Genomic DNA, 21,151 nt, shown 5'->3' with positions numbered 1-21,151 from the left:
AGCAGGAGCAAGAGCCCGTGCCTGATGGCCCGATAAGCGGGGCGCTTAACGGGCCAGCGCGCGCTCACTGCGGTCGAGAAACTCGAGCATGGCGCGCACGTCCTCGCTTTCCTGCGCCTGGGCGGCCAGCTGCTCGCGTGCTTCGGCCTGGCTCAGACCGGCCATGTATAGGGTGCGGTAGGCGCGCTTGATCGCCGAGATGCGGGTGGCATCGAAGCCGCGGCGCTTGAGGCCCTCGCTGTTGATGCCACGCGGGCGGCCGCGGGTCTCGTTCGCCATCATCACGAACGGCGGCACGTCCGAGCCGACCAGGCAGCCCATGCCGATGAACGCGTGCGCGCCGACCTTGCAGAACTGGTGCACACCCGAGTAGCCCGACAGGATGGTCCAGTCGCCGATTTCGGCGTGACCGGCCAGCGCCGAGTAATTGGAGAACACCACGTGGTTGCCGATCTGGCAGTCGTGCGCCACGTGCACGTAGGCCAGCAGCCAGTTGTCGTTGCCGATGCGGGTGATACTGCCGCCGTCGCCGGTGCCGCGGTTGATGGTGACGAACTCGCGGATCAGGTTGCGATCGCCGATCACCAGCTCGGTGCGCTCGCCCTTGAACTTCTTGTCCTGCGGATCGCCGCCGAGCGAGGCGAACTGACTGATGCGGTTGTCGCAGCCGATGCGGGTCGGCCCCTCGATCACCACGTGCGGACCGATCGTGGTGCCCGCGCCGATCTCCACGTCCGGGCCGATAACGCTGTAGGCGCCGACGCTGACGTTGTCACCCAGCACGACCGACGGGTCGATCTGCGCGGTGGGATGGACCGAGGCGGCATGGCTCATTTGTCGGACCTCGCGGCGCACATCAGCTCGCAGCTCGCCACTTCCTTGCCGTCCACCAGGGTGCGCGCCACGAACAGGCCCATGCCGCGCATCAGGCGCTTGAGCGAAACCTCCATGCGCAGCTGGTCGCCGGGCACGACGGGGCAGGCGAAACGGGCATTGTCGATCTTGGCCAGGTAGAACAGCGGACTGCCCTGGTTGCCCTTCAGACGGCTGGAGATCTGGGTGAGCAGGCCGGCGCTCTGCGCCATCGCCTCCACGATCAGCACGCCGGGCATCACCGGGTGGCCGGGGAAGTGGCCCTGGAAGAAAGGCTCGTTCATGGTGACGTTCTTCAGCGTCACCACGCTGATGTCGGGTACCAGCTCGATCACCCGGTCCACCAGCAGGAACGGATAGCGGTGCGGCAGCAGCTGCTGGATCTGCTCGACATGCACCGGCAGGCTGAAGTCCGCGGCGTAATCACTCATTGTTGCTGTCCTTCTCCAGCGCCGACAGTCGGCGCGCGTAATCGTCGAGGTGTTTGAAGCGGGCGGCGTTCTTGCGCCACTGGCGGTTGTCCTGCAGTGGCGTGCCCGAGGCGTATTCGCCGGGCTCGCGGATCGAATGGGTCACCAGGCTCTTGGCCATAATGGTAACCCGGTCGGCCAGTTCCAGATGGCCGAGCACACCGGCGTTGCCGCCGATCATGCAGTAGCGGCCGATCTTCGCGCTGCCGGCCACGGCGGCGCAACCGGCCATCGCGGTGTGCGCGCCGACATGCACGTTGTGGGCGATCTGGATCTGGTTGTCCAGGCGCACGTCTTCTTCCAGCACGGTGTCGTCCAGCGCGCCGCGGTCGATGGTGGTGTTGGCGCCGATCTCGCAGTCGTCGCCGATGCGCACGCCGCCGAGCTGCGGCAGCTTGATCCAGTGGTCGGTGTCGAACGCCAGACCGAAACCGTCCGAGCCGATCACCGCGCCCGGATGCACCAGCACCCGCTTGCCGAGCGTCACCCGCGTCACCAACGTCACCCGGGCCACCAGCCGCGATTGGGCACCTACTACGCAGCCCTCGCCGATGATGCAGTGCGGGCCGAGCACGGCACCGTCCTCGATCACCGCGCCGTCTTCCACCACGCAGCAGGGGCCCACGCTGGCGCTCTCGCTCACCCGTGCGGTGGGGGCGACGACCGCGCTGGGATGCACCCCCGCGGGCGCCGCCGGCAGGCGCTCGAACAGCGCCGCGATCTTGGCGTAGGCCACGTAGGGATCGCGCGCGATCAACGCGCTCGCCGGACACTGCGCAGCATCGGCCTCACGCAGCACCACGGTGCCGGCGCGGGTGTGCGCGAGCTGGCTGGCGTATTTGCTGTTGGACAGGAAGGTGAGCTGATCCGGCCCGGCGCCAGCCAGCGTGCCGACGCCATCGACCAGGCGGCTGCCGTCGCCGTGCACGCGCAGGCTGAAGCGTTCGGCCAGCTCACTCACCGTGTACTTGTAGGCGCTCATGCGTACTCCCGGAAAGCGCGCCATTGTAGGGGAGGCGCGTGCAGCTGTCCGTGCGGTGGCGAAGGGAGCCCTGTGGCCGTAACGCACAAGCGCGGCCGGAGCCGCGCTTGTGGGATCTGCCGCGCCGATGTTGCCGACGCTTAGAACTGGCTACCGAAGGTGAACTGGATGCGCTCTTCGTAGTGACGATCTTCCGGCTTGGAGCGGATCGGCGTGGCAAAGTTGATGATCAGCGGGCCGATCGGCGCCTGCCAGTGCAGCGAGATACCGGCCGAGGCGCGCAGATCCTTCGCCTTGAAGCTCTGGTAGTCCTTGTAGGCGTTACCGACGTCGACGAACAGCGAGACGCGGGCGGTGTTGATGTCCTTCAGGAACGGCAGCGGCAGGTACAGCTCGGTGGTGCCGAGCACCTTGAACGCACCGCCGATCGGCTGGGCGTAGTTGTAGTAGCTGCCGTTGCAGTTGCCCTTGGCGTCGGGAACGATCGGTGCACCGTTGGTGCCCACGCCGGAGCACACGCGTGGACCCAGGGTGTTGTCCTGGAAGCCGCGCACGTCGCGCACGCCGCCGGAATAGAAGTTCTGCCAGAACGGATAGTCGACCTTCTGCCCGGCGACGTAATTGCCGAACGTGCCCGAATACGTCTGGTTGCCGTAGGTCTTGCCGTACTGCGCCTGGGCGTCGGTATAGAGCACGAAGCCGCCGCCGACGGGCCAGTAGTGGTTCGCTTCGCCGCTGACGCGGAAATACTCCACCGTGGAGCCAGGCAGCGCGACGTCGGTGGACAGCGACAGCAGGCCGCCACGGGTCGGTGCCCAGTAACCGTTGCGCGTGTCGTGGTTCCAGCCCAGCGTGCCGGTCCACTCGTGGATGGTCTTGTGGCCCAGGGCGTTCTGGTAATCCAGTAGCACCTGCGGCGTGTAGCCGTCGAACAGGTTGATCTTGTTGCTGCTCAGGCCCAGGCCGACGCGCAGGCTGTCGGTCTCGGTGATCGGAATGCCCAGGTAGGTCGAGAACGACTTGGCGCTGGTAGCGTAGTTGGCAAAGTCGGTGTTGCCGTAGTCGGTCTTGGAGTAGCCCAGGCTGTAACCGATGCCCACGCCGCTGTCGGTGAGGTACGGGTTGTAGTAGCTGGCGTTGACGCGCTTGTAGTACGTGCTGCTTTCCGCGCCCACGCTGAAGCTGTCGCCGGTGCCCAGGAAGTTGTTCTGCGACACCGACGCGGACAGGATGATGCCCGAGTACTGCGAGTAACCCACGCCGAACTGCAGGCTGCCGGCGGACTGCTCTTCCACCTTCACTGTCACGTCGACCTTGTCGTCGGTACCCGGCACGCGCTGCTTGTCGATGTCGACCTTCTTGAAGTAGCCCAGCTGCTGCAGGCGGATCTTCGATCGATCGATCGCCGCCTGCGAGTACCAGGAGCCCTCGAGCTGACGCAGCTGGCGGCGCATCACGTCGTCTTCGGTGCGGGTGTTGCCCTGGAAGATCACGCGGCGCACGTACACGCGCTGGCCCGGCTCGATGTAGAAGGTCATGTCGACCGTGCGCTTGTCCTTGTCCAGCTTCGGCACCGGGGTGACCTTGGCGTAGGCAAAGCCGATGTTGGCCAGGATGCCCTTGATCGCATCGGAGGTGGCCTCGACCGCGGCGCGGTTGAAGGTATCGCCGGCCTTGACGAACACCAGCTTGCGCAACGTCTCCTCGGGCAGGATCAGCTTGCCCAGCAGGTGCACGTCGGACACCTTGTAGATCTCGCCTTCCTTGATGCTGGCGGCGATGTACATCTCGCGCTTGTCCGGCGCGATGGTGACCTGGGTGGAGTCCACGCCGAAGTCCGCGTAGCCGCGGTTCATGTAGTAGGACTGCAGCTTCTCCAGGTCGCCGGAGAGCTTCTCGCGCGAATACTGGTCGTTCTTCGAATACCAGGACATCCAGTTGGTAGTGCCCGATTCGAAGTTGTCCTCGATCTGCTTGTCGGTGAACTTGGTGTTGCCGACGATGTTGATTTCCTTGAGCTTGGCGACCTTGCCCTCGCGGATCTCGATGTCCAGCGCCACGCGGTTGCGGTCCAGTCGGGTCACGTGCGGATCGACCGACACGTTGTACTTGCCGCGGTTGTAGTACTGGGTGATCAGCTCCTGCTTCACGCGGTCCAGCGAGAGGCGATCGAAGGTCTCGCCCTCGGACAGGCCGATCTCCTTCAGGCCCTTGCGCAGGTCCTCTTCCTTGATGTCCTTGTTGCCGCGCAGGGTGAGCTTGGCGATGGACGGGCGCTCGACCACCTTGATCACCAGGATGCTGCCCTCGCGGGTGAGCTGCACGTCGCTGAAGAACTTAGTGTTGTACAGCGCGCGGATGGCGCGCTGGGCTTCGTCTTCGGTGAGCTGGTCGCCCTTGTTCACCGGCAGGTAGTTGTAGACCGTGCCGGCAGAGATGCGGCTGAGGCCATCGATACGGATATCGGAAACGACGAACGGCTCGAAAGCCACCGCGTTGGCGGAGAGGGAGGCAAGCAGGATCAGGGCGGCGATACGCTTCATCGTCGATTCCGTTGGGTTATTTCTGCGGGACGATCAAGACGATCGCCCCGGACAATGCGTGGAACAGGAGCATATCCGTGCCGCGGCACAGGTGCCCGAGCGGCCCGGATCGCTCGTCCCGGAGAGGGGCCGGCGATGCAGGCAGCCAGCAGGGAGGGCCGCCATCGCTGCGATCACGACAGCAGGATGCGATGCAGGTCGTTGTAGAACGCCAGGCCCATCATCATGAACAGCAGGGCAAGCCCCACATACTGGCCGGCGATCATGGTGCGCTCGCTCACCGGGCTGCCCTTGACCAACTCGATAAGGTAATACAGCAGGTGACCGCCATCCAAGAGCGGGATCGGCAGCAGGTTGAGGATGCACAGGCTCAGCGAGACCATGCCGAGGAAGTTGAGGAACCAGGCCGGCCCCATGCTGGCCGATTGGTTGGCGACCTGGGCGATGCCGATCACGCCGGAGAGATTCTTGGTGGATGCCTCGCCGGTGAGCATCTTGCCGATCATGCGGAAAGTCTGTGCGGCGCTGCTCCAGGTGGTGCCAAACGAGGCGCTGAGCGCCTTGAGCGGACCGTAATGCTGGATCGCCGACTCGCGCGGCTGCGATTCCACGCCGATCACCCAGCGGGCCGGCTGGCCTTCGAGCGAGGCCTGCTCGGCCACGACGGTAAGCGGTACCGTGGCGCCGTTGCGCTGCACGACCACGGCGAGCGAAGGCGACTTGGCCGCCTGCTCCGGAATCAGCTTCTGGAACTGTGCGTAATCATCGACCGCGATGCCATTGACGCTCACGATGCGGTCGCCGGCGCGCATGCCGGCCTTGGCGGCGGGCAGGCCGGGCATCGCCGTGCCGACGATCGGCGCGGCCGGTGCCAGCGCGAGACCAAGCGTGTCGAGGTACTGGCCGACATCCTGGCCCGCCGGCAGCCGGTCCAGCGGCAGCGAGATGGCACGCTCCGTGCCGTCGACGCTGCGCACCCGCATGCTGAGCGGCTCGCGGCCGAGCAGGGCGTCCACGAGGTCGTCCATGGCGCCGGTCCAGGTCGTCACGCGCTGGCCGCCCACGCTGAGCACGCGGTCGCCCGGGCGGATACCCGCCTCGGCGGCCATGCTGTGCGGCGCGGCGGTAACCACTGGCGCCGCATCGGGCCGACCGAGCATGAACATCGCCCAGAACGCCGCCAGCGTAAAAATGAGATTGAAGCCGGGTCCGGCCGCCACGATCGCGATGCGTTTCCACACCGGCTTGGCGGTGAACTCCTGGTCGCGCAGGGCGGGGTCGACGTCACCCTCGCGGGCGTCGAGCATCTTCACGTAGCCGCCCAGTGGGATCATCGCCACCTGGTACTCGGTACCGTCGCGCGCGGTGCGCTTCCAGATCGCCCGGCCGAAGCCCACCGAGAAGCGCAGCACCTTGACGCCGCAGCGGCGCGCGACCCAGAAATGGCCGAATTCGTGAAAGGTCACCAGCACGCCCAGCGTGACCAGCAACCAGAACACCGAGCCGAAAAAAGGATTCATCGATAAGAGCTTATCAGCATGCGTGGCGGAGGATGCGGCGCGCGGCGGCGCGCGCGGTCTGGTCACGCTCGACGAGCGTCCGGACATCGACCACGGGCTGCGCCGGCAGTTCCGCCAGCACGCTCTCCACCAGGTTGGCGATGTCGAGAAAACCGAGTGCCCCGGCGAGGAAGGCGTCCACCGCGACCTCGTTGGCCGCATTGAGGATGGCCGGGGCGTCGCCGCCGGCGCGCAGCGCCTGGAAGGCCAGGGCGAGGCAGCGGAAGGTGTCGGTATCGGGCGGCTCGAACTGCAGCGGCGCCAGTGCGGCCAGGTCCAGCGGTGCCACGCCGGTATCCACGCGCTCGGGCCAGGCCAGCGCGTGGCCGATCGCGGTGCGCATGTCCGGGTTGCCCAGCTGGGCCAGCACCGAGCCGTCGACGTAGTCCACCATCGAGTGCACCAGGCTCTGCGGGTGCACCAGCACCTCGATGGCATCGGCCGGCGCGCCGAACAGGTGGTGCGCCTCGATCACCTCCAGCCCCTTGTTCATCAGGGTGGCCGAATCGACCGAGATCTTGCGGCCCATCACCCAGTTGGGGTGGGCGCAGGCCTGCGCGGGGGTAATGTCGGCCAGCTCCGCACGCTTGCGGCCGCGGAACGGGCCGCCGGAGGCGGTGAGGATCAGTCGCCGCACGCCGCTTTTGGCGAGGTCCGGCCGACCGCCGGGCAGGCACTGGAAGATCGCGTTGTGTTCGGAGTCGACCGGGATCAGCTCGCCGCCGCCTTCGCGCAGCGCGGCCAGCAGCAGCGGGCCGGCCATCACGACAGATTCCTTGTTGGCCAGCAGCAGGCGCTTGCCGGCACGGGCGGCGGCGAGGGTGGAGTCCAGTCCGGCGGCGCCCACGATGGCGGCGACCACCGTGTCGCACAGGTCGCCCGCGGCCGCGGCGCTGATCGCCTCGGCACCGCTGGCCACCTCGCAGCGCACGCCGGCGGCAGCCAGCGCGCGGGCGAGTCCGGCTTCCAGCGCCGGGTCGGCGATGATCGCCAGATCCGGTCGGTGCCTCTCGCACAAGGCGACCAGGGCGTCGACCTGTCGGTGTGCCACCAGCACAGTGGCGCGGAAGCGCTCCGGGTGCCGGCCGATCACATCCAGCGTACTGCCGCCGATCGAGCCGGTGGCGCCGAAGACGGCCACGCGCCTCATGCGAGCGACATGACGTCGAGCAGCCACAGGCCCAGCGCGAACACCGGCATGGCCGCGAACACACTGTCGAGGCGGTCGAGCAGGCCGCCGTGGCCGGGGAAGATCTGGCCGGAATCCTTCATCTTGGCGTGGCGCTTCATCAGGCTCTCGATCAGGTCGCCCACGATCGAGGCGGCCACGGTGAACGCCGCCACCACGATCAGCCCGACCAGCCGCGCATCGTGCACGCCGAGCAGCCAGCCGCCGATACCGACCACCAGCGCCGCCGCGACGAACGCACCGTAGACGCCCGCCCAGGTCTTGCCCGGGCTGATCTGCGGCGCCAGCTTGCGCTTGCCGAAAAAGCGGCCGGCGAAGTAGGCGCCGATGTCCGCCGCCCACACGATCGCCAGACCGAGGAAGGTCCACCAGTGACCGTGCGGCGCGATGCGGTGGATCAGCACCAGCGCGGCCCACGCCGGCACCATCACGAACAGCCCGGCCACGAGCTTGATGCGGCGGTTTTCCGGGGTGGGCGCGGCAGCGAACGCGAAATGGCGCAGCCATGCGCACGCCGCCAGCCACCACAGCACGCCCACGGCGGCGAGCGCGCCCCACAGGCGGGGATCGTGCGGCCACCACGCGCCGATGATGATCAGCGCGAACAGGGCCAGCATGGCGATCCGTGCCGCGGTGGAAGTCAGCCCGCTGAGCCGCGTCCATTCCCACACGCCCACCAGGAATGCCGCTGCCACGATCGCCGCGAACACCGGCGTGCCCGGCCCCAGGATGATGAACAGGGCCAGCGGAATCAGCAGCAGGGCGGTAAGGGTGCGCTGGAGCAACATGAAATTCCTTCGTGGGTCAGCGCGCAGGCGCGGGGGCGACCTGTTCGCTGGTGCGCCCGTAACGGCGCTCGCGGCGAGCATAGTCGTCGATGGCCCGGGCCAGGCAGGCCTGGTCGAAGTCCGGCCACAGCGTATCGGTGAAATAGAGCTCGGCGTAGGCGGCCTGCCACAGCAGGAAGTTGCTGATGCGCTGCTCGCCGCCGGTGCGGATGAACAGATCCAGCGGCGGCAGCTCGGCCAGGCTCATAAAGCGCCCGAGGGTGGCCTCGTCCAGCGCCTCGGCTGCCAGCTCGCCGCGGCCGATTGCCAGCGCCGCCTGCCGTGCTGCCTGCACGATGTCCCAGCGGCCGCCGTAGTTCACCGCGATGTTGAGTTGCAGGCGGGTGTTGTCCGCGGTGCGCGCCATCGCCCGTTCCATGCGCTGGCGCAATTCCTCACTGAAGCCCACCAGGTCGCCGACGAAGCGTAGTCGCACGCCCTGCACGTGCAGTTCGTCCACTTCCTTGTCCAGCGCGCGCAGGAACAGCCCCATCAGCGCGCTGACCTCGTCCTCGGGGCGCTGCCAGTTTTCGCTGGAGAAGGCGAACAGGGTGAGCGCTTCCACGCCCTGGCGCACACAGCCTTCGATCACGTCGCGCACCGCCTTGCGCCCGGCGTTGTGGCCGAAGCTGCGCGGCTGGAAACGGGCCTTGGCCCAGCGGCCGTTGCCGTCCATCACGATGGCGATGTGGCGGGGCACCCGCGCCAGCGCGTTCATGCGCGCCGGCGCGGACAGGCCGGGGAAGACGCGAGCCGCATCGTCAGATGCTCAGCAGCTCGTCTTCCTTGTGCTTGACCACCGCGTCGACGTCCTTGACGAAGCGGTCGGTCAGCTTCTGGATCTCGTCGTCGGCCTTGCGCTCTTCGTCTTCGGTGATCTGCTTTTCCTTGAGCAGGTCCTTGACCTGCTGCAGGGCGTCGCGGCGGATGTTACGGATGGCGATCTTGGCGTTCTCGCCCTCGTGGCCCACGTGCTTGGCCAGCTCGCGGCGGCGCTCTTCGGTGAGCGGCGGCATGTTGAGGCGGATCACCGTGCCGGCGGTGGTCGGCGTGATGCCGATGTCCGAGGCCATCAGCGCCTTCTCGATCACCGCCACCAGGCTCTTCTCGAACGGCGTGATGATGATCGAGCGTGAATCGCCCAGTGCCACCGAGGCGACCTGGTTCAGCGGCATGTCCGAGCCGTAGTAGGGCACCTTGATGTTGTCCACCAGCGCGGTGCTGGCGCGGCCGGTGCGCAGGCGGGTCAGATCGTGCTTTAGCGCATCGATGCTCTTGCCCATGCGGGTCTGGGCATCGTTCTTGATGTCGTTGATCATGGGTCGTCTTCCGATGGATCAGGCTAGCCGACGAGTATACCAGCGGCTTGCGGGCGGCCCGGGCGGATGCCTCGCGGCCGGGGCGACGACCGCCTGGCCGGCGGTCGTCACGGTGGATCGGCGGGGCGCGATCCGCGCGTGGGAATCAGCTGGCGCCGACCGTGGTGCCAATCGGCTCGCCGCGCATGATGCGCATCAGGTTGCCCGGCACGGTCATGTCGTAGATCACCATCGGCAGGCGGTGGTCGCGGCACAGCGCGATGGCGGCGGTGTCCATCACGGCCAGCTTGCGCTCGATCACCTCGTCGTAGGTGAGGTGGTCGTAGCGGGTGGCGTCGGTGTGCTTGGCCGGGTCGGCGGTGTAGATGCCGTCCACCTTGGTGGCCTTCAGCAGCAGGTCCGCGCCCACTTCCACCGCGCGCAGGGCGGCGGCCGAGTCGGTGGTGAAGAACGGATTGCCGATGCCGGCGGCGAACAGCACGATGCGGCCCTTCTCGATGTGGCGGATCGCGCGGCGGCGGATGAAGTCCTCGGCCACGTCGTGGATCGGCAGCGCGCTCATCACGCGGGCGAAGCCGCCGCGCTTCTCGATCGCGTCCTGCATCGCCAGCGCGTTCATCACGGTGGCGAGCATGCCCATGTGGTCGCCGGTGACCCGGTCCATGCCGGCGGCAGCCAGGCCGGCGCCGCGGAAGATGTTGCCGCCACCGATCACCACGCCGATCTGGATGCCGGCGCGCTGCACTTCGATGATCTCGTCGGCCAGCCGGCCGATCACCTTCGGATCGATGCCGTAGTCGGCCTCGCCCATCAGCGCCTCACCGGAAAGTTTGAGCAGGATGCGCTGGTGCTTGAAGGATTCGCTCATGGGGACTCCGGCAGGGTGGGGCAAACCGGCGCATTGTAGCGGCGGCTGCAAAGTGTTCGTAAGAATTCTGTGGGCGGCGCGGCCGGCAGGGCGCAGGCGGGGAGTCGCGCTCGACCTGTCACACATGAAAAAGCCGCGGTTCCCCGCGGCTTTTCCGGTACTGCGTGCGGCCGGAAAAAATCAGACCTGCATCGCCTTGGCGACCTCGGCGGCGTAGTCTTCCTGCACCTTCTCGATGCCTTCGCCAACGGCCAGGCGGGCCACCGAAACCACCTCGGCACCGTCCTTCTTCAGGGCGTCGCCAACGGTCACGTTGGTGTCCAGCACGTACGGCTGGCCGAGCAGGGTCACTTCCGACACGATCTTGTTGATCTTGCCGGCGATGATCTTCTCCAGGATCTCGGCCGGCTTGGCCTTGTCCTTGTCGGTCATCTGGCTCAGCGCGATGTCCTTTTCCTTCTCGACGAACTCGGCCGGCACGTCTTCGGCCTTGATGTACTGCGGGTTCATCGCGGCCACGTGCATGGCCACGCCCTTGGCCAGCTCCTCGGAGCCGCCCTTCAGAGCCACCAGCACGCCGATGCGGCCGCCGTGGATGTAGCTGCCGATCACGCCGTCGGTCTCGACGCGCGCCATGCGGCGCACTTCGATCTTCTCGCCGATGGTGGCGATCAGCGCCTTGGCGCCTTCCTCGACGTTGCTGGCGCCCGGGAACGCGGCGGCCTTCAGTGCGTCGATGTCGGCGGCGCCGGATTCCAGCGCGACCGTGGCGACGGTGTCGCTGAACTTGACGAAGTCCGGGTTCTTGGTGACGAAGTCGGTCTCGCAGTTGACTTCCACCAGGACCGCCTTGCCGGTGGACTGGGCGGCCACGATGCGGCCTTCGGCGGCGACGCGGTCGGCCTTCTTGTCAGCCTTGGCCAGGCCGTTCTTGCGCAGCCACTCGATGGCGACCTCGATGTCGCCGTTGTTCTCGACCAGGGCCTTCTTGCATTCCATCATGCCGGCGCCGGACCGCTCGCGCAGTTCCTTCACCAGCTGGGCGGAGATGTTGCTCATGTCAATTCCTCGAATGCTTGGGAGCGGCGTGACCTGCGCGAGGCCACGCCGCGGATGAAGCGTCAGGCTTACTCGGCGGCGTCGGCCGACTCGCGACCGCCGCGGCCACGGCCGCCGTCACGACGCGGCGCGCCAGCGCCCTTCTTGGCCGGAGCGCGGCGCGGGGCGGCAGCCTTGCGGTCGTCGTCCTTGGCCACCGGGTTACCTTCCTCGTCGAGCTCGACGAACTCGTCGGCGTCGCCCTGGGCGGCGTTCGGCGCGGCGGCCTTGCCTTCCAGGATCGAGTCGGCGGCGGCGCGGGCGTACAGCTGGATCGCGCGGATCGCGTCGTCGTTGCCCGGGATGGCGTAGTCCACCAGCTCCGGGTTGTAGTTGGTGTCGACCACGGCGATCACCGGGATGCCGAGCTTCTTGGCTTCCTGCACGGCGATGTCTTCGTGACCGATGTCGATCACGAACAGCGCGTCGGGCAGGCGGTTCATGTTCTTGATGCCGCCCAGCGAGTTCTCCAGCTTCTCGCGCTCACGGCGCAGCGACAGCACTTCGTGCTTGACCAGCTTGTCGAACGAACCGTCGGTCTCGGCCGCTTCCAGTTCCTTCAGGCGGGCCACCGACTGCTTCACGGTGCGGAAGTTGGTCAGCATGCCGCCGAGCCAGCGGGCGGTGACGAACGGCATGCCGGCGCGTGCGGCTTCCTCGGCCAGCGGCTCACGGGCGGAGCGCTTGGTGCCGACGAACAGGATGGTGCCGCGCTTCTGCGCCAGACCCGACAGGAAGTTCATCGCGTCGGTGAACAGCGGCAGGGTCTTCTCGAGGTTGATGATGTGGATCTTGCCGCGCGCGCCGAAGATGTACGGCGCCATCTTCGGGTTCCAGTAACGGGTCTGATGACCGAAATGGACGCCCGCTTCGAGCATCTGGCGCATGGTGACTTGGGCCATGGGTGTAACTCCGAATTGTCGGTTCCGAAAAGGAACCTGGGGGTTGGGACCTCCACGCATCCCTTACCTTCGACCGCGGCGTTTCCTGATAAGTGGCGGAAACGGACGCGGCACCCCGAAGGCGGTGCCGATACGTGTGTGGCGTTGGTTGGGCTTGCTCCGCGGCGCGGTTACAATGCCCGTTCGCTATGCAGCCGAGATCGCCCGAAATGGGCGCATACGGTCTGCAAAACTCGTGAATTGTAGCCGGTGCGCCGGTTAGGCGGCAAGTTGCCGGCGGACGTTGATCCCCCGGCCCGCCGCCGCCATCTGGGTGGAACCATGGCCATTACCCTGAAAAGTCCCGAAGACCTGGCCGCCATGCGCGTGGCCGGCCAGCTCGCCGCCGAAGTGCTGGCGATGCTGAAAGAGCACGTCAAGCCCGGTGTCACCACCGAGGATCTGGATCGCCTCGCCTACGAGCACATCGTGAAAGTGCAGAAGGCGATCCCCGCCAACGTGGGCTACCACGGCTTCCCCAAGACCCTGTGCACCTCGGTCAACCACGTGATCTGCCACGGCATTCCGACCGAGAGCAAGGTGCTCAAGGACGGCGACATCATCAATCTCGACGTCACCGTCATCAAGGACGGCTGGCACGGCGACACCAGCCGCATGTACTTCGTCGGCACTCCGTCGGTGCTGGCCAAGCGGCTGGTGGACACCACGCATGAGGCGATGATGCGCGGCATTCAGGCGGTGCGCCCGGGCGCCACGCTGGGCGACATCGGCTCGGCGATCCAGAAGCACGCCGAGGCGGCGGGTTTCAGCGTGGTACGCGAGTACTGCGGCCACGGCATCGGCAAGGTCTACCACGACGAGCCGCAGATCCTGCACTACGGCAAGCCCGGCACCGGCATCGAGCTGAAGAAGGGCATGACCTTCACCGTCGAGCCGATGATCAACGCCGGCAAGCCGCACACCAAGCAGTTGCCCGACGGCTGGACCGTGGTCACCAAGGATCACTCGCTCTCCGCCCAGTGGGAGCACACCATCGCGGTGACCGACGACGGTTTCGAGATCCTCACGCCCTGGCCGGATGCCTGAAGGCAAGGAGTGAGGGGAGAGGAGTGAGAAGCAGAAAGGGGCGCCCGGTGATCGCGGCGCCCTTTGCTTTTTTTGATGACTCTCAGCCCGCGGTGAGAGGTTGGCCCGTGCCGCCGCACCAAGCCTCAGCACCATGCGTGCCCGGGCTCTACACTCATCCCCGCCCCCTGTTCACTCTCTCTCATCCTCTCCATGACCACCGCCTCCGTCCCGTTGCCGCCGCTGCCGCGCCTGCCCGTCGCCGTACCGCGGTCGGGCGTCTCGACCGAGGCGCGCAAGGCGTTGCGTCAGTTGCTGGGCGACATGGACCGCGCGCTGGCCACGGCCTTCCGCGATGGCGCCGATGCCTCCGCCCTGGCCACCCGCCGCGGCGAATCGGTGGCGCGCATCGTGGTGCACGTGTGGAACGCCTGCCTGGGTGACGTGGTGGATACCGCGCTGTTCGCCGTCGGCGGCTTCGGCCGTGGCCTGCTGTTTCCGTATTCGGATGTCGACCTGCTGGTACTCACCACGCGCGACGAGCCGGCGCTGCGCCGCGCGCTGGAGCAATGCTTCGCCACGCTGTGGGACATCGGCCTGAAGGTTGGCCACGCGGTGCGCGAGCCGGCGCAGTGCAAGGCGCTGGCGGCCGAAGAGGCCAGCGTGTTCACCAGCCTGCTCGACGCACGCCGGCTGGCCGGCGATCCGGCGCTGGACGCGGTGCTGCGCGGCATCGTCGACGATCCCTCGCTGTGGCCGCCGCGTGCCTATCTCGGCGCACGGCTGGCCGAGCGCAACGCCCGTCACGCCCGCTTCGACGACACCGCCTACAACCTCGAACCCAACCTCAAGGACGGCCCCGGCGGCCTGCGCACGCTCGATTCGCTGCGCTGGCTGGGCCTGCGCCTGGCACATGCCGACGGCTTCGACGCGATGGTCGCCGAGGGGCTGCTCGATCCGGCCGAACGCGCCACGCTGGCCGAGGCCGAAGCCACGCTGCGCCGCTACCGCTTCGCCCTGCATCTGGAAGCGGGGCGGCCGGAAGAGCGGCTGCTGTTCGACTTCCAGCGTGGGCTTGCCGCCCGACTGGGCTTCGTCGACCAGCACGAGAAGAACCTCGGCGTGGAGCAGTTCATGCAGGGCTATTACCGCGCGGCCAGTCAGGTCGAGCGGCTGGGTGTGCAGATCGTCGAGCGCTTTGAGGAAATGCTCGAGCCGGACGGGCCGATGACGCCGATCGGCGACGGCTTCGTGCAGCACGGCCGGCGCATCGCCGCCAGCGATCCGGAGCTGTTCATGACCCGGCCGGCGGCGCTAGTGGAGATCTTCCTGGCCCGGCTGGATCATCCCGAGCTGATCGGCTTCAGCGCCGAAACCATGCGCCGCATCCATCAGGCCACCGCGACGCACGGCACCGCGCTGGCCGACGATCCCGCCGCGCTGGCTGCGTTCCTGAAGCTGTTACAGCGCGGCGCACCGGCGGTGGATGCCCTGTGGCGGATGAACCGCCACGGCCTGCTGGCGGCGATCCTGCCCGCGTTCGGCAAGGTGTTCGGGCGCATGCAGTACGACCTGTTCCATGTCTACACCGTGGACGAACACACGCTACGGGTGCTGCGCAATCTGGCGCGCTTCGCCGATCCGGCAGCGGCGAAGGAGTTCCCGCTCGGCTGCCAGATCTGGGCCTCGCTGGACAAGCCTGAGCTGATGCTGCTGGCCGGCTTGTTCCACGATATCGCCAAGGGCCGCGGTGGCGATCATTCGGTGCTGGGTGAGGAGGATGCACGGGTGTTCTGCACGCGGCTGGGCATTTCGCCCGAGGGGGTGGAGACGGTGGCCTGGCTGGTGCGCTGGCACCTCTTGATGAGCACCACTGCTCAGCGTCAGGACATCACCGATCCGGACGTAGTGACGCGATTCGCCGAGGCGGTGGACGACCGCCTGCGGCTGGATCGCCTGTACCTGCTCACCATCGCCGACATCATCGGCACCAGCCCGCGGCTGTGGAACGCCTGGAAGGACCGCCTGCTGGCCGACCTCTACACCGCCACCCGCTACGCGCTGCGCAGCGAGGCCGCGCTGCCGCGCGACGCCGGCGCGAGCATCGCCGAATGCCGCACCTACGCCATGGCGCTGCTGGAAGCGGAAGGCTTCGCGCAGGCGCAGGTCGAGCAGGTGTGGACGGATTTCCCCGAGCGCAGCTTCCTGCGCCACCGCCCCGAGCAGGTCGCCTGGCAGACCGCGGCGATCCTGCGCGCCGCCGGCACGCTGCCGCTGGTGGAGGTGCATCCGTTCTCGATTCGCGGCAGCACCGAGCTGTTCGTCTACGCGCCGGACCGCGACGGCCTGTTCGCCAGCGTCACCGCGATGCTCGACCGCATGCACTTCTCGGTGATGGAGGCGCGCGTGCTCAGCTCGCCCAGCGGGCTGGCGATGGATACCTTCCTGCTGCTGGAGGCGGACACCCAGATGCCCGCCAACGCCACGCGCTCGGATGAACTGCGCCAGCGCCTGCTGCGCGCGCTGGCCGAGGCCAAGCCGGTGCAGCCGACGCGCCGCGGGCTGTCGCGGCACCTGAAGCATTTCCAGATGCCGCCGCGCATCGCCTTCAGCGCGATCGACGGACGCACCCAGATGGCCCTGGTTTGCACCGATCGCCCCGGATTGCTGGCGGCCGTGGCGCAGGTGCTGCTGGAGGTCGGCGTGCGCGTGCAGGACGCGCGCATCGCCACCTTCGGCGAGCGGGTGGAGGATTTCTTCCAGCTCACCGATCGCCACGATGCCCCCTTGTCGGCCGAACTGCAGGAGCACCTGCGCAGCGCGCTGCTGCAGCGACTGGCGCCGGCCAAGGCTTGAGGGCCTGCTCGAACGTGGTCTTAAGCGAGGCGTAGTTGCCGGGGTCGCATCGCGCTTCCCGCTTTAGCCCTCTCCCCTGAGCTTGCTCGTGGGAGAGGGTTGAGTGAGCAGGCTCGGATGTCGCAGGCATCCGGGTGTTGCGGTGTTCGCCAGAAGCGCCCCCTCACCCCAGCCCTCTCCCCCGAACGATGAAGCCGTTCAGGGGAGAGGGAGCGAAGCGCGGATGCCGGGGCCGCGTCGCGCTTCCCGCTTTAGCCCTCTCCCCTGAGCTTGCTCGGGGGAGAGGGTTGGGTGAGGGGGCTCGGATGTCGCAGGCATCCGGGTGTTGCGGTGTCGGCAGAAGCCCCCCTCACCCCAGCCCTCTCCCCCAAGCGATGAAGCCGTTCAGGGGAGAGGGAGCGAAGCGAGGATGCTTGGGGCGGAGTATCGTCGGCCCGCCGCAATGGGCGGCCCGGTTCGGGGAGTGTCATGTCGATCAAACGCATCGTTGCGCTGGCTGCGGCGGGCCTGTGCCTGTGGGGCGCGCTCATCGGGTCGGCCTTCGCGGCCGAGCCTGCCGCCAAGCCGACAACGAGCTGGGTCTATCCGCTGATTCCCAAGTTCGGTGCGGTGCACCCGCGGCCAGACCTGCCCGAGCAGCCCGATCCCAAGGCCGACTACAAGGTGTTCGTCGACGTGGTCAGCGGCAACCCGGACCACGCCAAGCCGCTCGAATCGCTCGATCGCCTGGCGCGACTGGTCAACCTGATGGCCTACGCCAAGGTGCCCGCCAGCCACGTGCACATCGTGGCGTTGATCGAGCGCCAGGCGACCCCGGCCGTGTTCGGCAACGCGGCGTATCGGGCGCACTTCCAGGTGGACAACCCCAACCTGGAGATCCTCCACGCGCTGAAGGCCGCCGGCGTGCACCTGATGGTGTGCAGCCAGGCGCTGGCCGGCATGGGCGTAGCCGACAGCGCGGTGTCGCCGGATGTCGCGGTGACGCTGTCGGCACTCACCGACGCGGTGGTCTACGGCCGGCGCGGCTACAGCTATATGCAGCTGTAGTGGACTGCGGACGTCTGGACGGCCATTCGGCGTCACGCTTCGGCCCGCGGTCGGGTGCGCGCTGCTAAGTGCAGTAATCTTGGCGGCCCGACCTCCGATCACAGGCCGTATCCGCCCATGCAGCAGCTTGCCTCCCTCATCGACGATGCCTTCGAGCGTCGCGCCTCGCTCGCCCAGAGCGAGATCGAAACCCACCTGCGCCCGGCCGTCGGCCAGGTGCTCGACCTGCTGGAAAGCGGCGAGCTGCGCGTGGCCGAGCCGGACGGCCAGGGCGGCTGGACCGTGCACCAGTGGGTGAAGAAGGCGGTGCTGTTGTACTTCCGCATCAACGACAACCGCGTGGTAGATGGTGGCCCCGCCGGCGCCTTCGACAAGGTGCCGCTGCGCTTCGCCCACGGCGACGACGCCTCGCTGCAGCAACTCGGTGCGCGGGTGGTGCCCGGCGCGCTGGTGCGCCGCGGCGCGCACATCGCGAAAGACGTGGTGCTGATGCCCAGCTACGTCAACATCGGCGCGCACGTGGGCAGCGGCACCATGGTCGACACCTGGGCCACGGTGGGCTCCTGCGCGCAGATCGGCGCGCGCGTGCACCTGTCCGGCGGCGTCGGCATCGGCGGCGTGCTGGAGCCGCTGCAGGCCAACCCCACCATCATCGAGGACGACTGCTTCATCGGCGCGCGCTCGGAGGTGGTCGAGGGCGTGGTGGTGGAGAAGGGCAGCGTCATCGGCATGGGCGTGTTCCTCGGCCAGAGCACCCGCATCTACAACCGCGCCACCGGCGAAATCAGCTACGGCCGCATCCCAGCGGGCAGCGTGATCGTATCAGGGAGCCTGCCTGCCAAGGACGGATCGCACAGCCTCTACGCGGCGGTGATCGTCAAGCAGGTGGACGAGAAGACCCGGTCCAAGACTGGCATCAACGACCTGCTGAGGAGCTTCGAATGAGCGTCGAACTGTATGGCCTGACCAAGTGCAGCACCTGCGACAAGGCGCGCGCCTGGCTGGATGCGCACAAGGTCAAGCACAGCTTCACCGACTACCGCGAACACCCGATCGCCCCGGCCGCGCTGAAGGCGTGGGCCAAGGAGCTGACCTGGGAGAAACTGGTGAACCGCGCCAGCTACACCTGGCGTGATCTCACCGAGCAGCAAAAGGCCGCCTCCACCGATGCCGAATGGCTCGCACTGATCAAGGAATACCCCGCGCTGGTCAAGCGTCCGGTGGTGGTGAAGGACGGCGCGGTGAGCGTCGGTTTCACCGAGAAGAAGTTCAAGGAGCTGTTCGGTGGCTGAAGCCGCCGTGCTCTACGGACTGGCCGGCACCGATGCGTGCCGCAAGGCCTGCGCGTGGCTGGACCGTTTTGGCCACGCGTACCGCTTCGTCGATACCCAGCGCGAGCGCCCCGCGCCCGAAGCGCTGAAGGCCTGGGCGCGGGCGGCCGGCGGTTGGGACGCGCTGGCCGATCGCGGCGGCAAGGCCTGGAAGAACTTGCTGCCACAGCGGCGCAACCCGGAGAGCGATCCGGAATGGACGCTGCTGATCCGCGAGCATCCGGGCGTGCTGCGCCAGCCGCTGGCGGTGCTGGCGGACGGCCGCGTCGTCGCGGGCTTCACCGGCGGCAGCTACGAAAAACGGTTCGGCAAGACCGCCAGGACAAGCGCATGAGCGACGTATTGGATCTCACCTGCGAACTGATCCGCCGCGCCTCGGTGACGCCTGACGACGCCGGCTGCCAGGCGGCCATCGCCGCGCGCCTGATGCGAGCGGGTTTTCGCGTGCGCCATTTGCGCTACGGCGAGGTCGACAACCTGTGGGCGACGCATGGCGATGGCGGCGCCACGCTGGCTTTCCTCGGCCACACCGACGTGGTGCCGACCGGGCCGGCGGATGCATGGCGCTTCGATCCGTTCATGCCCACCGTGGTCGACGGCGTGCTGTACGGCCGCGGCGCGGCGGACATGAAGGGCTCGGTGGCGGCGATGGTGGTGGCGCTGGAGGCCTTCGTCGCAGCGCATCCGGATCACGGCGGCCGTGTCGGCCTGCTGCTGACCAGCGATGAGGAAGGGCCGACCAACCTCGATGGCGTGCGTCGCGTCGCCAGCGGTTTCCGCGCCGATCACGAACGTATCGACTGGTGCGTGGTGGGCGAGCCCTCGTCCACCGCACGCCTGGGCGATCTGATCCGCGTCGGTCGGCGCGGCTCGCTCAGCGGCACGCTCACCGTGCGCGGGGTGCAGGGTCACGTGGCCTACCCGGACAAGGCGAAGAACCCGATCCACGCCTTCGCCCCCGCACTGGCCGAACTGGCCGCCGAGCGCTGGGACGAGGGCAATGGCGATTTCCCGCCGACCTCGTTTCAGGTCTCCAACCTCAACGCGGGCACCGGTGCCACCAACGTGATTCCCGGCGCGCTCACGGCGCTGTTCAACTTCCGTTACAGCACCGCCAGCACGGCGGACGATCTGAAGGCGCGCACCGAAGCGATCCTCTCCCGCCACGATCTGGATTACGCGCTGGACTGGAACCTCTCCGGCGAGCCCTTCCTCACCCCGCCGGGCGGCCGCCTGCGCGAGGTGGTGGTGGGCGTGTGCCGCGAACTGGTCGGGGAAACGCCTGTGCAGAGCACCGGCGGCGGCACCTCCGACGGTCGCTTCATCGCGCCGCTGGGCGCCGAGGTGGTGGAGCTGGGGCCGGTCAATGCGACCATCCATCAGGTGGATGAGTGTGTGGCGGTAGCCGACCTGCAGCGCCTGCCCGCGCTCTACGAAGCGATCTGCGTGCGGCTGTTGGCGCACGGCTGAGTAAAGCGCGCCGATCAAATCCAGTGACTGCGCCAGCCCGATCTGCTGCATGTCAGCCTGGTTGGCCCAAAACAACCGCTCCTCGATCAACACCCCGTGCTCCCAGCGACCGATCGCGGTCATCGGCACGGTGAACGCCTTGCCGGTTGGCGGCAGTCTCTGGCCTTTGACCAGTGGCATCGGCTGCATGCCATGGGTATGCCCCCTTCCTCGACTTCATCGCCGGCCAGCAGAGTGATGCGATGCCGTGGGATGCGGGTATCGCCTTAGGTCGATAACACCGAGCCTTGGCGCTCGGCCACGCCAGCCGCTAGGCTGGCGTGGCTTCAACATTGATCCCGTCACTTGCAAGGAGCTGCCATGACGACCATTCGCATCTCGCTGATCACCCTGCTGGCCGCGCTGCTCGCCAGTGCCGCTTGTGCTGCCGTCGAATCCGCGCCCGCCGCCGCGCCGGACACATATGCCAAGGCCGTGCTCGACTGTCACGCGGCCTACGCCCACCGCTACGCCAAGGCCAGCTCGGCCACGCCGAGCGAAATAGCCGACGGCGCAGACGCCGCTTGCTGGGATGCGATGACGGCGTACGAGCGGCACACCGCCGATCTTGTACCCAATGCAGACAACCTTGCCGGTCTGGCGAAGGACAAGCGCGTGGAGATGGTGCGGGAGCTGTCCCGTCATGCGCACGTGCTGACGATCGACACCGTGATCCGCGAGACCGCCAACGGGGCGCTGCTCGGGCCCTGACC

Annotated in this window: 20 protein-coding genes; 8 read left to right on the top strand and 12 right to left on the bottom strand. The window is 67.7% G+C overall.

The window, feature by feature from the left end; all coding sequences use genetic code 11:
• Positions 1-45 precede the first annotated feature (45 nt).
• The 12 genes from lpxA to rpsB all read right to left on the bottom strand — a co-directional run bounded on the left by lpxA (position 46) and on the right by rpsB (position 12,630).
• The gene (gene lpxA, locus ACTHJF_RS07940; RefSeq protein WP_440266649.1) at positions 46-834 is read right to left on the bottom strand and encodes an acyl-ACP--UDP-N-acetylglucosamine O-acyltransferase; all 789 of its coding nucleotides are present in this window, start codon (positions 832-834) and stop codon (positions 46-48) included.
• Positions 831-1,304: a 3-hydroxyacyl-ACP dehydratase FabZ gene (fabZ, locus tag ACTHJF_RS07935; RefSeq protein WP_440266648.1), complete on the bottom strand. Its 474-nt coding sequence runs from the start codon at positions 1,302-1,304 to the stop codon at positions 831-833. The genes lpxA and fabZ overlap by 4 nt, the downstream gene beginning before the upstream one ends.
• Positions 1,297-2,325: a UDP-3-O-(3-hydroxymyristoyl)glucosamine N-acyltransferase gene (gene lpxD, locus ACTHJF_RS07930; protein WP_440266647.1), complete on the bottom strand. Its 1,029-nt coding sequence runs from the start codon at positions 2,323-2,325 to the stop codon at positions 1,297-1,299. Before lpxD ends, fabZ begins: the two co-directional genes overlap by 8 nt.
• Positions 2,326-2,465: 140 nt before the next feature.
• Complete coding sequence (gene bamA / locus ACTHJF_RS07925) at positions 2,466-4,868, bottom strand: outer membrane protein assembly factor BamA (RefSeq protein WP_440266646.1); 2,403 nt, start codon at positions 4,866-4,868, stop codon at positions 2,466-2,468.
• 173 nt (positions 4,869-5,041) lie between these two features.
• Positions 5,042-6,388: an RIP metalloprotease RseP gene (gene rseP / locus ACTHJF_RS07920; protein WP_440266645.1), complete on the bottom strand. Its 1,347-nt coding sequence runs from the start codon at positions 6,386-6,388 to the stop codon at positions 5,042-5,044.
• A 13-nt stretch (positions 6,389-6,401) separates the two neighbouring features.
• The gene (locus ACTHJF_RS07915) at positions 6,402-7,577 is read right to left on the bottom strand and encodes a 1-deoxy-D-xylulose-5-phosphate reductoisomerase (protein WP_440266644.1); all 1,176 of its coding nucleotides are present in this window, start codon (positions 7,575-7,577) and stop codon (positions 6,402-6,404) included.
• Complete coding sequence (locus ACTHJF_RS07910) at positions 7,574-8,404, bottom strand: phosphatidate cytidylyltransferase (protein WP_440266643.1); 831 nt, start codon at positions 8,402-8,404, stop codon at positions 7,574-7,576. Before ACTHJF_RS07910 ends, ACTHJF_RS07915 begins: the two co-directional genes overlap by 4 nt.
• Positions 8,405-8,420: 16 nt before the next feature.
• The gene (gene uppS / locus ACTHJF_RS07905) at positions 8,421-9,161 is read right to left on the bottom strand and encodes a polyprenyl diphosphate synthase (protein ID WP_440266642.1); all 741 of its coding nucleotides are present in this window, start codon (positions 9,159-9,161) and stop codon (positions 8,421-8,423) included.
• 43 nt (positions 9,162-9,204) lie between these two features.
• Positions 9,205-9,762, bottom strand: a complete 558-nt coding sequence (gene frr / locus ACTHJF_RS07900; protein ID WP_431633921.1) for a ribosome recycling factor — start codon at positions 9,760-9,762, stop codon at positions 9,205-9,207.
• Positions 9,763-9,907: 145 nt separating this feature from the next.
• On the bottom strand, positions 9,908-10,630 hold the full coding sequence (gene pyrH / locus ACTHJF_RS07895) for a UMP kinase (protein WP_431633920.1): 723 nt from the start codon (positions 10,628-10,630) through the stop codon (positions 9,908-9,910).
• 180 nt (positions 10,631-10,810) lie between these two features.
• Positions 10,811-11,689 (bottom strand): translation elongation factor Ts, encoded by an 879-nt coding sequence (gene tsf, locus ACTHJF_RS07890; protein WP_440266641.1) that lies wholly within the window; start codon positions 11,687-11,689, stop codon positions 10,811-10,813.
• Between the two features lie 68 nt (positions 11,690-11,757).
• Positions 11,758-12,630 (bottom strand): 30S ribosomal protein S2, encoded by an 873-nt coding sequence (rpsB, locus tag ACTHJF_RS07885; RefSeq protein WP_440266640.1) that lies wholly within the window; start codon positions 12,628-12,630, stop codon positions 11,758-11,760.
• Between the two features lie 321 nt (positions 12,631-12,951).
• Here rpsB and map point away from each other — a divergent pair, with 321 nt between their 5' ends.
• From map to ACTHJF_RS07845, 8 genes are all read left to right on the top strand, one after another.
• Positions 12,952-13,716, top strand: a complete 765-nt coding sequence (map, locus tag ACTHJF_RS07880; protein ID WP_440266639.1) for a type I methionyl aminopeptidase — start codon at positions 12,952-12,954, stop codon at positions 13,714-13,716.
• 192 nt (positions 13,717-13,908) lie between these two features.
• Positions 13,909-16,551, top strand: coding sequence for a [protein-PII] uridylyltransferase (gene glnD / locus ACTHJF_RS07875; protein WP_440266638.1), 2,643 nt, complete (start codon positions 13,909-13,911; stop codon positions 16,549-16,551).
• A gap of 468 nt (positions 16,552-17,019) precedes the next feature.
• Positions 17,020-17,598: a DsrE family protein gene (locus ACTHJF_RS07870; RefSeq protein ID WP_440266637.1), complete on the top strand. Its 579-nt coding sequence runs from the start codon at positions 17,020-17,022 to the stop codon at positions 17,596-17,598.
• 117 nt (positions 17,599-17,715) lie between these two features.
• Positions 17,716-18,543 (top strand): 2,3,4,5-tetrahydropyridine-2,6-dicarboxylate N-succinyltransferase, encoded by an 828-nt coding sequence (dapD, locus tag ACTHJF_RS07865; RefSeq protein WP_440266636.1) that lies wholly within the window; start codon positions 17,716-17,718, stop codon positions 18,541-18,543.
• On the top strand, positions 18,540-18,890 hold the full coding sequence (locus tag ACTHJF_RS07860) for a Spx/MgsR family RNA polymerase-binding regulatory protein (RefSeq protein WP_440266635.1): 351 nt from the start codon (positions 18,540-18,542) through the stop codon (positions 18,888-18,890). Before dapD ends, ACTHJF_RS07860 begins: the two co-directional genes overlap by 4 nt.
• Positions 18,883-19,263, top strand: coding sequence for an ArsC/Spx/MgsR family protein (locus tag ACTHJF_RS07855; RefSeq protein WP_440266634.1), 381 nt, complete (start codon positions 18,883-18,885; stop codon positions 19,261-19,263). The genes ACTHJF_RS07860 and ACTHJF_RS07855 overlap by 8 nt, the downstream gene beginning before the upstream one ends.
• A complete protein-coding gene (gene dapE, locus ACTHJF_RS07850) occupies positions 19,260-20,399 on the top strand; it encodes a succinyl-diaminopimelate desuccinylase (protein ID WP_440266633.1) in 1,140 nt (379 codons plus the stop codon). Before ACTHJF_RS07855 ends, dapE begins: the two co-directional genes overlap by 4 nt.
• 360 nt (positions 20,400-20,759) lie before the next feature.
• Positions 20,760-21,149, top strand: coding sequence for a hypothetical protein (locus ACTHJF_RS07845; RefSeq protein WP_440266632.1), 390 nt, complete (start codon positions 20,760-20,762; stop codon positions 21,147-21,149).
• Positions 21,150-21,151 lie beyond the last annotated feature (2 nt).

This window comes from Dyella sp. (assembly GCF_051962475.1).
Taxonomy (GTDB): Bacteria; Pseudomonadota; Gammaproteobacteria; order Xanthomonadales; family Rhodanobacteraceae; genus Dyella_A.
The sequence above is the reverse complement of the archived record's forward strand: the minus strand, read 5'-3'. Positions and strand labels throughout refer to the sequence as shown.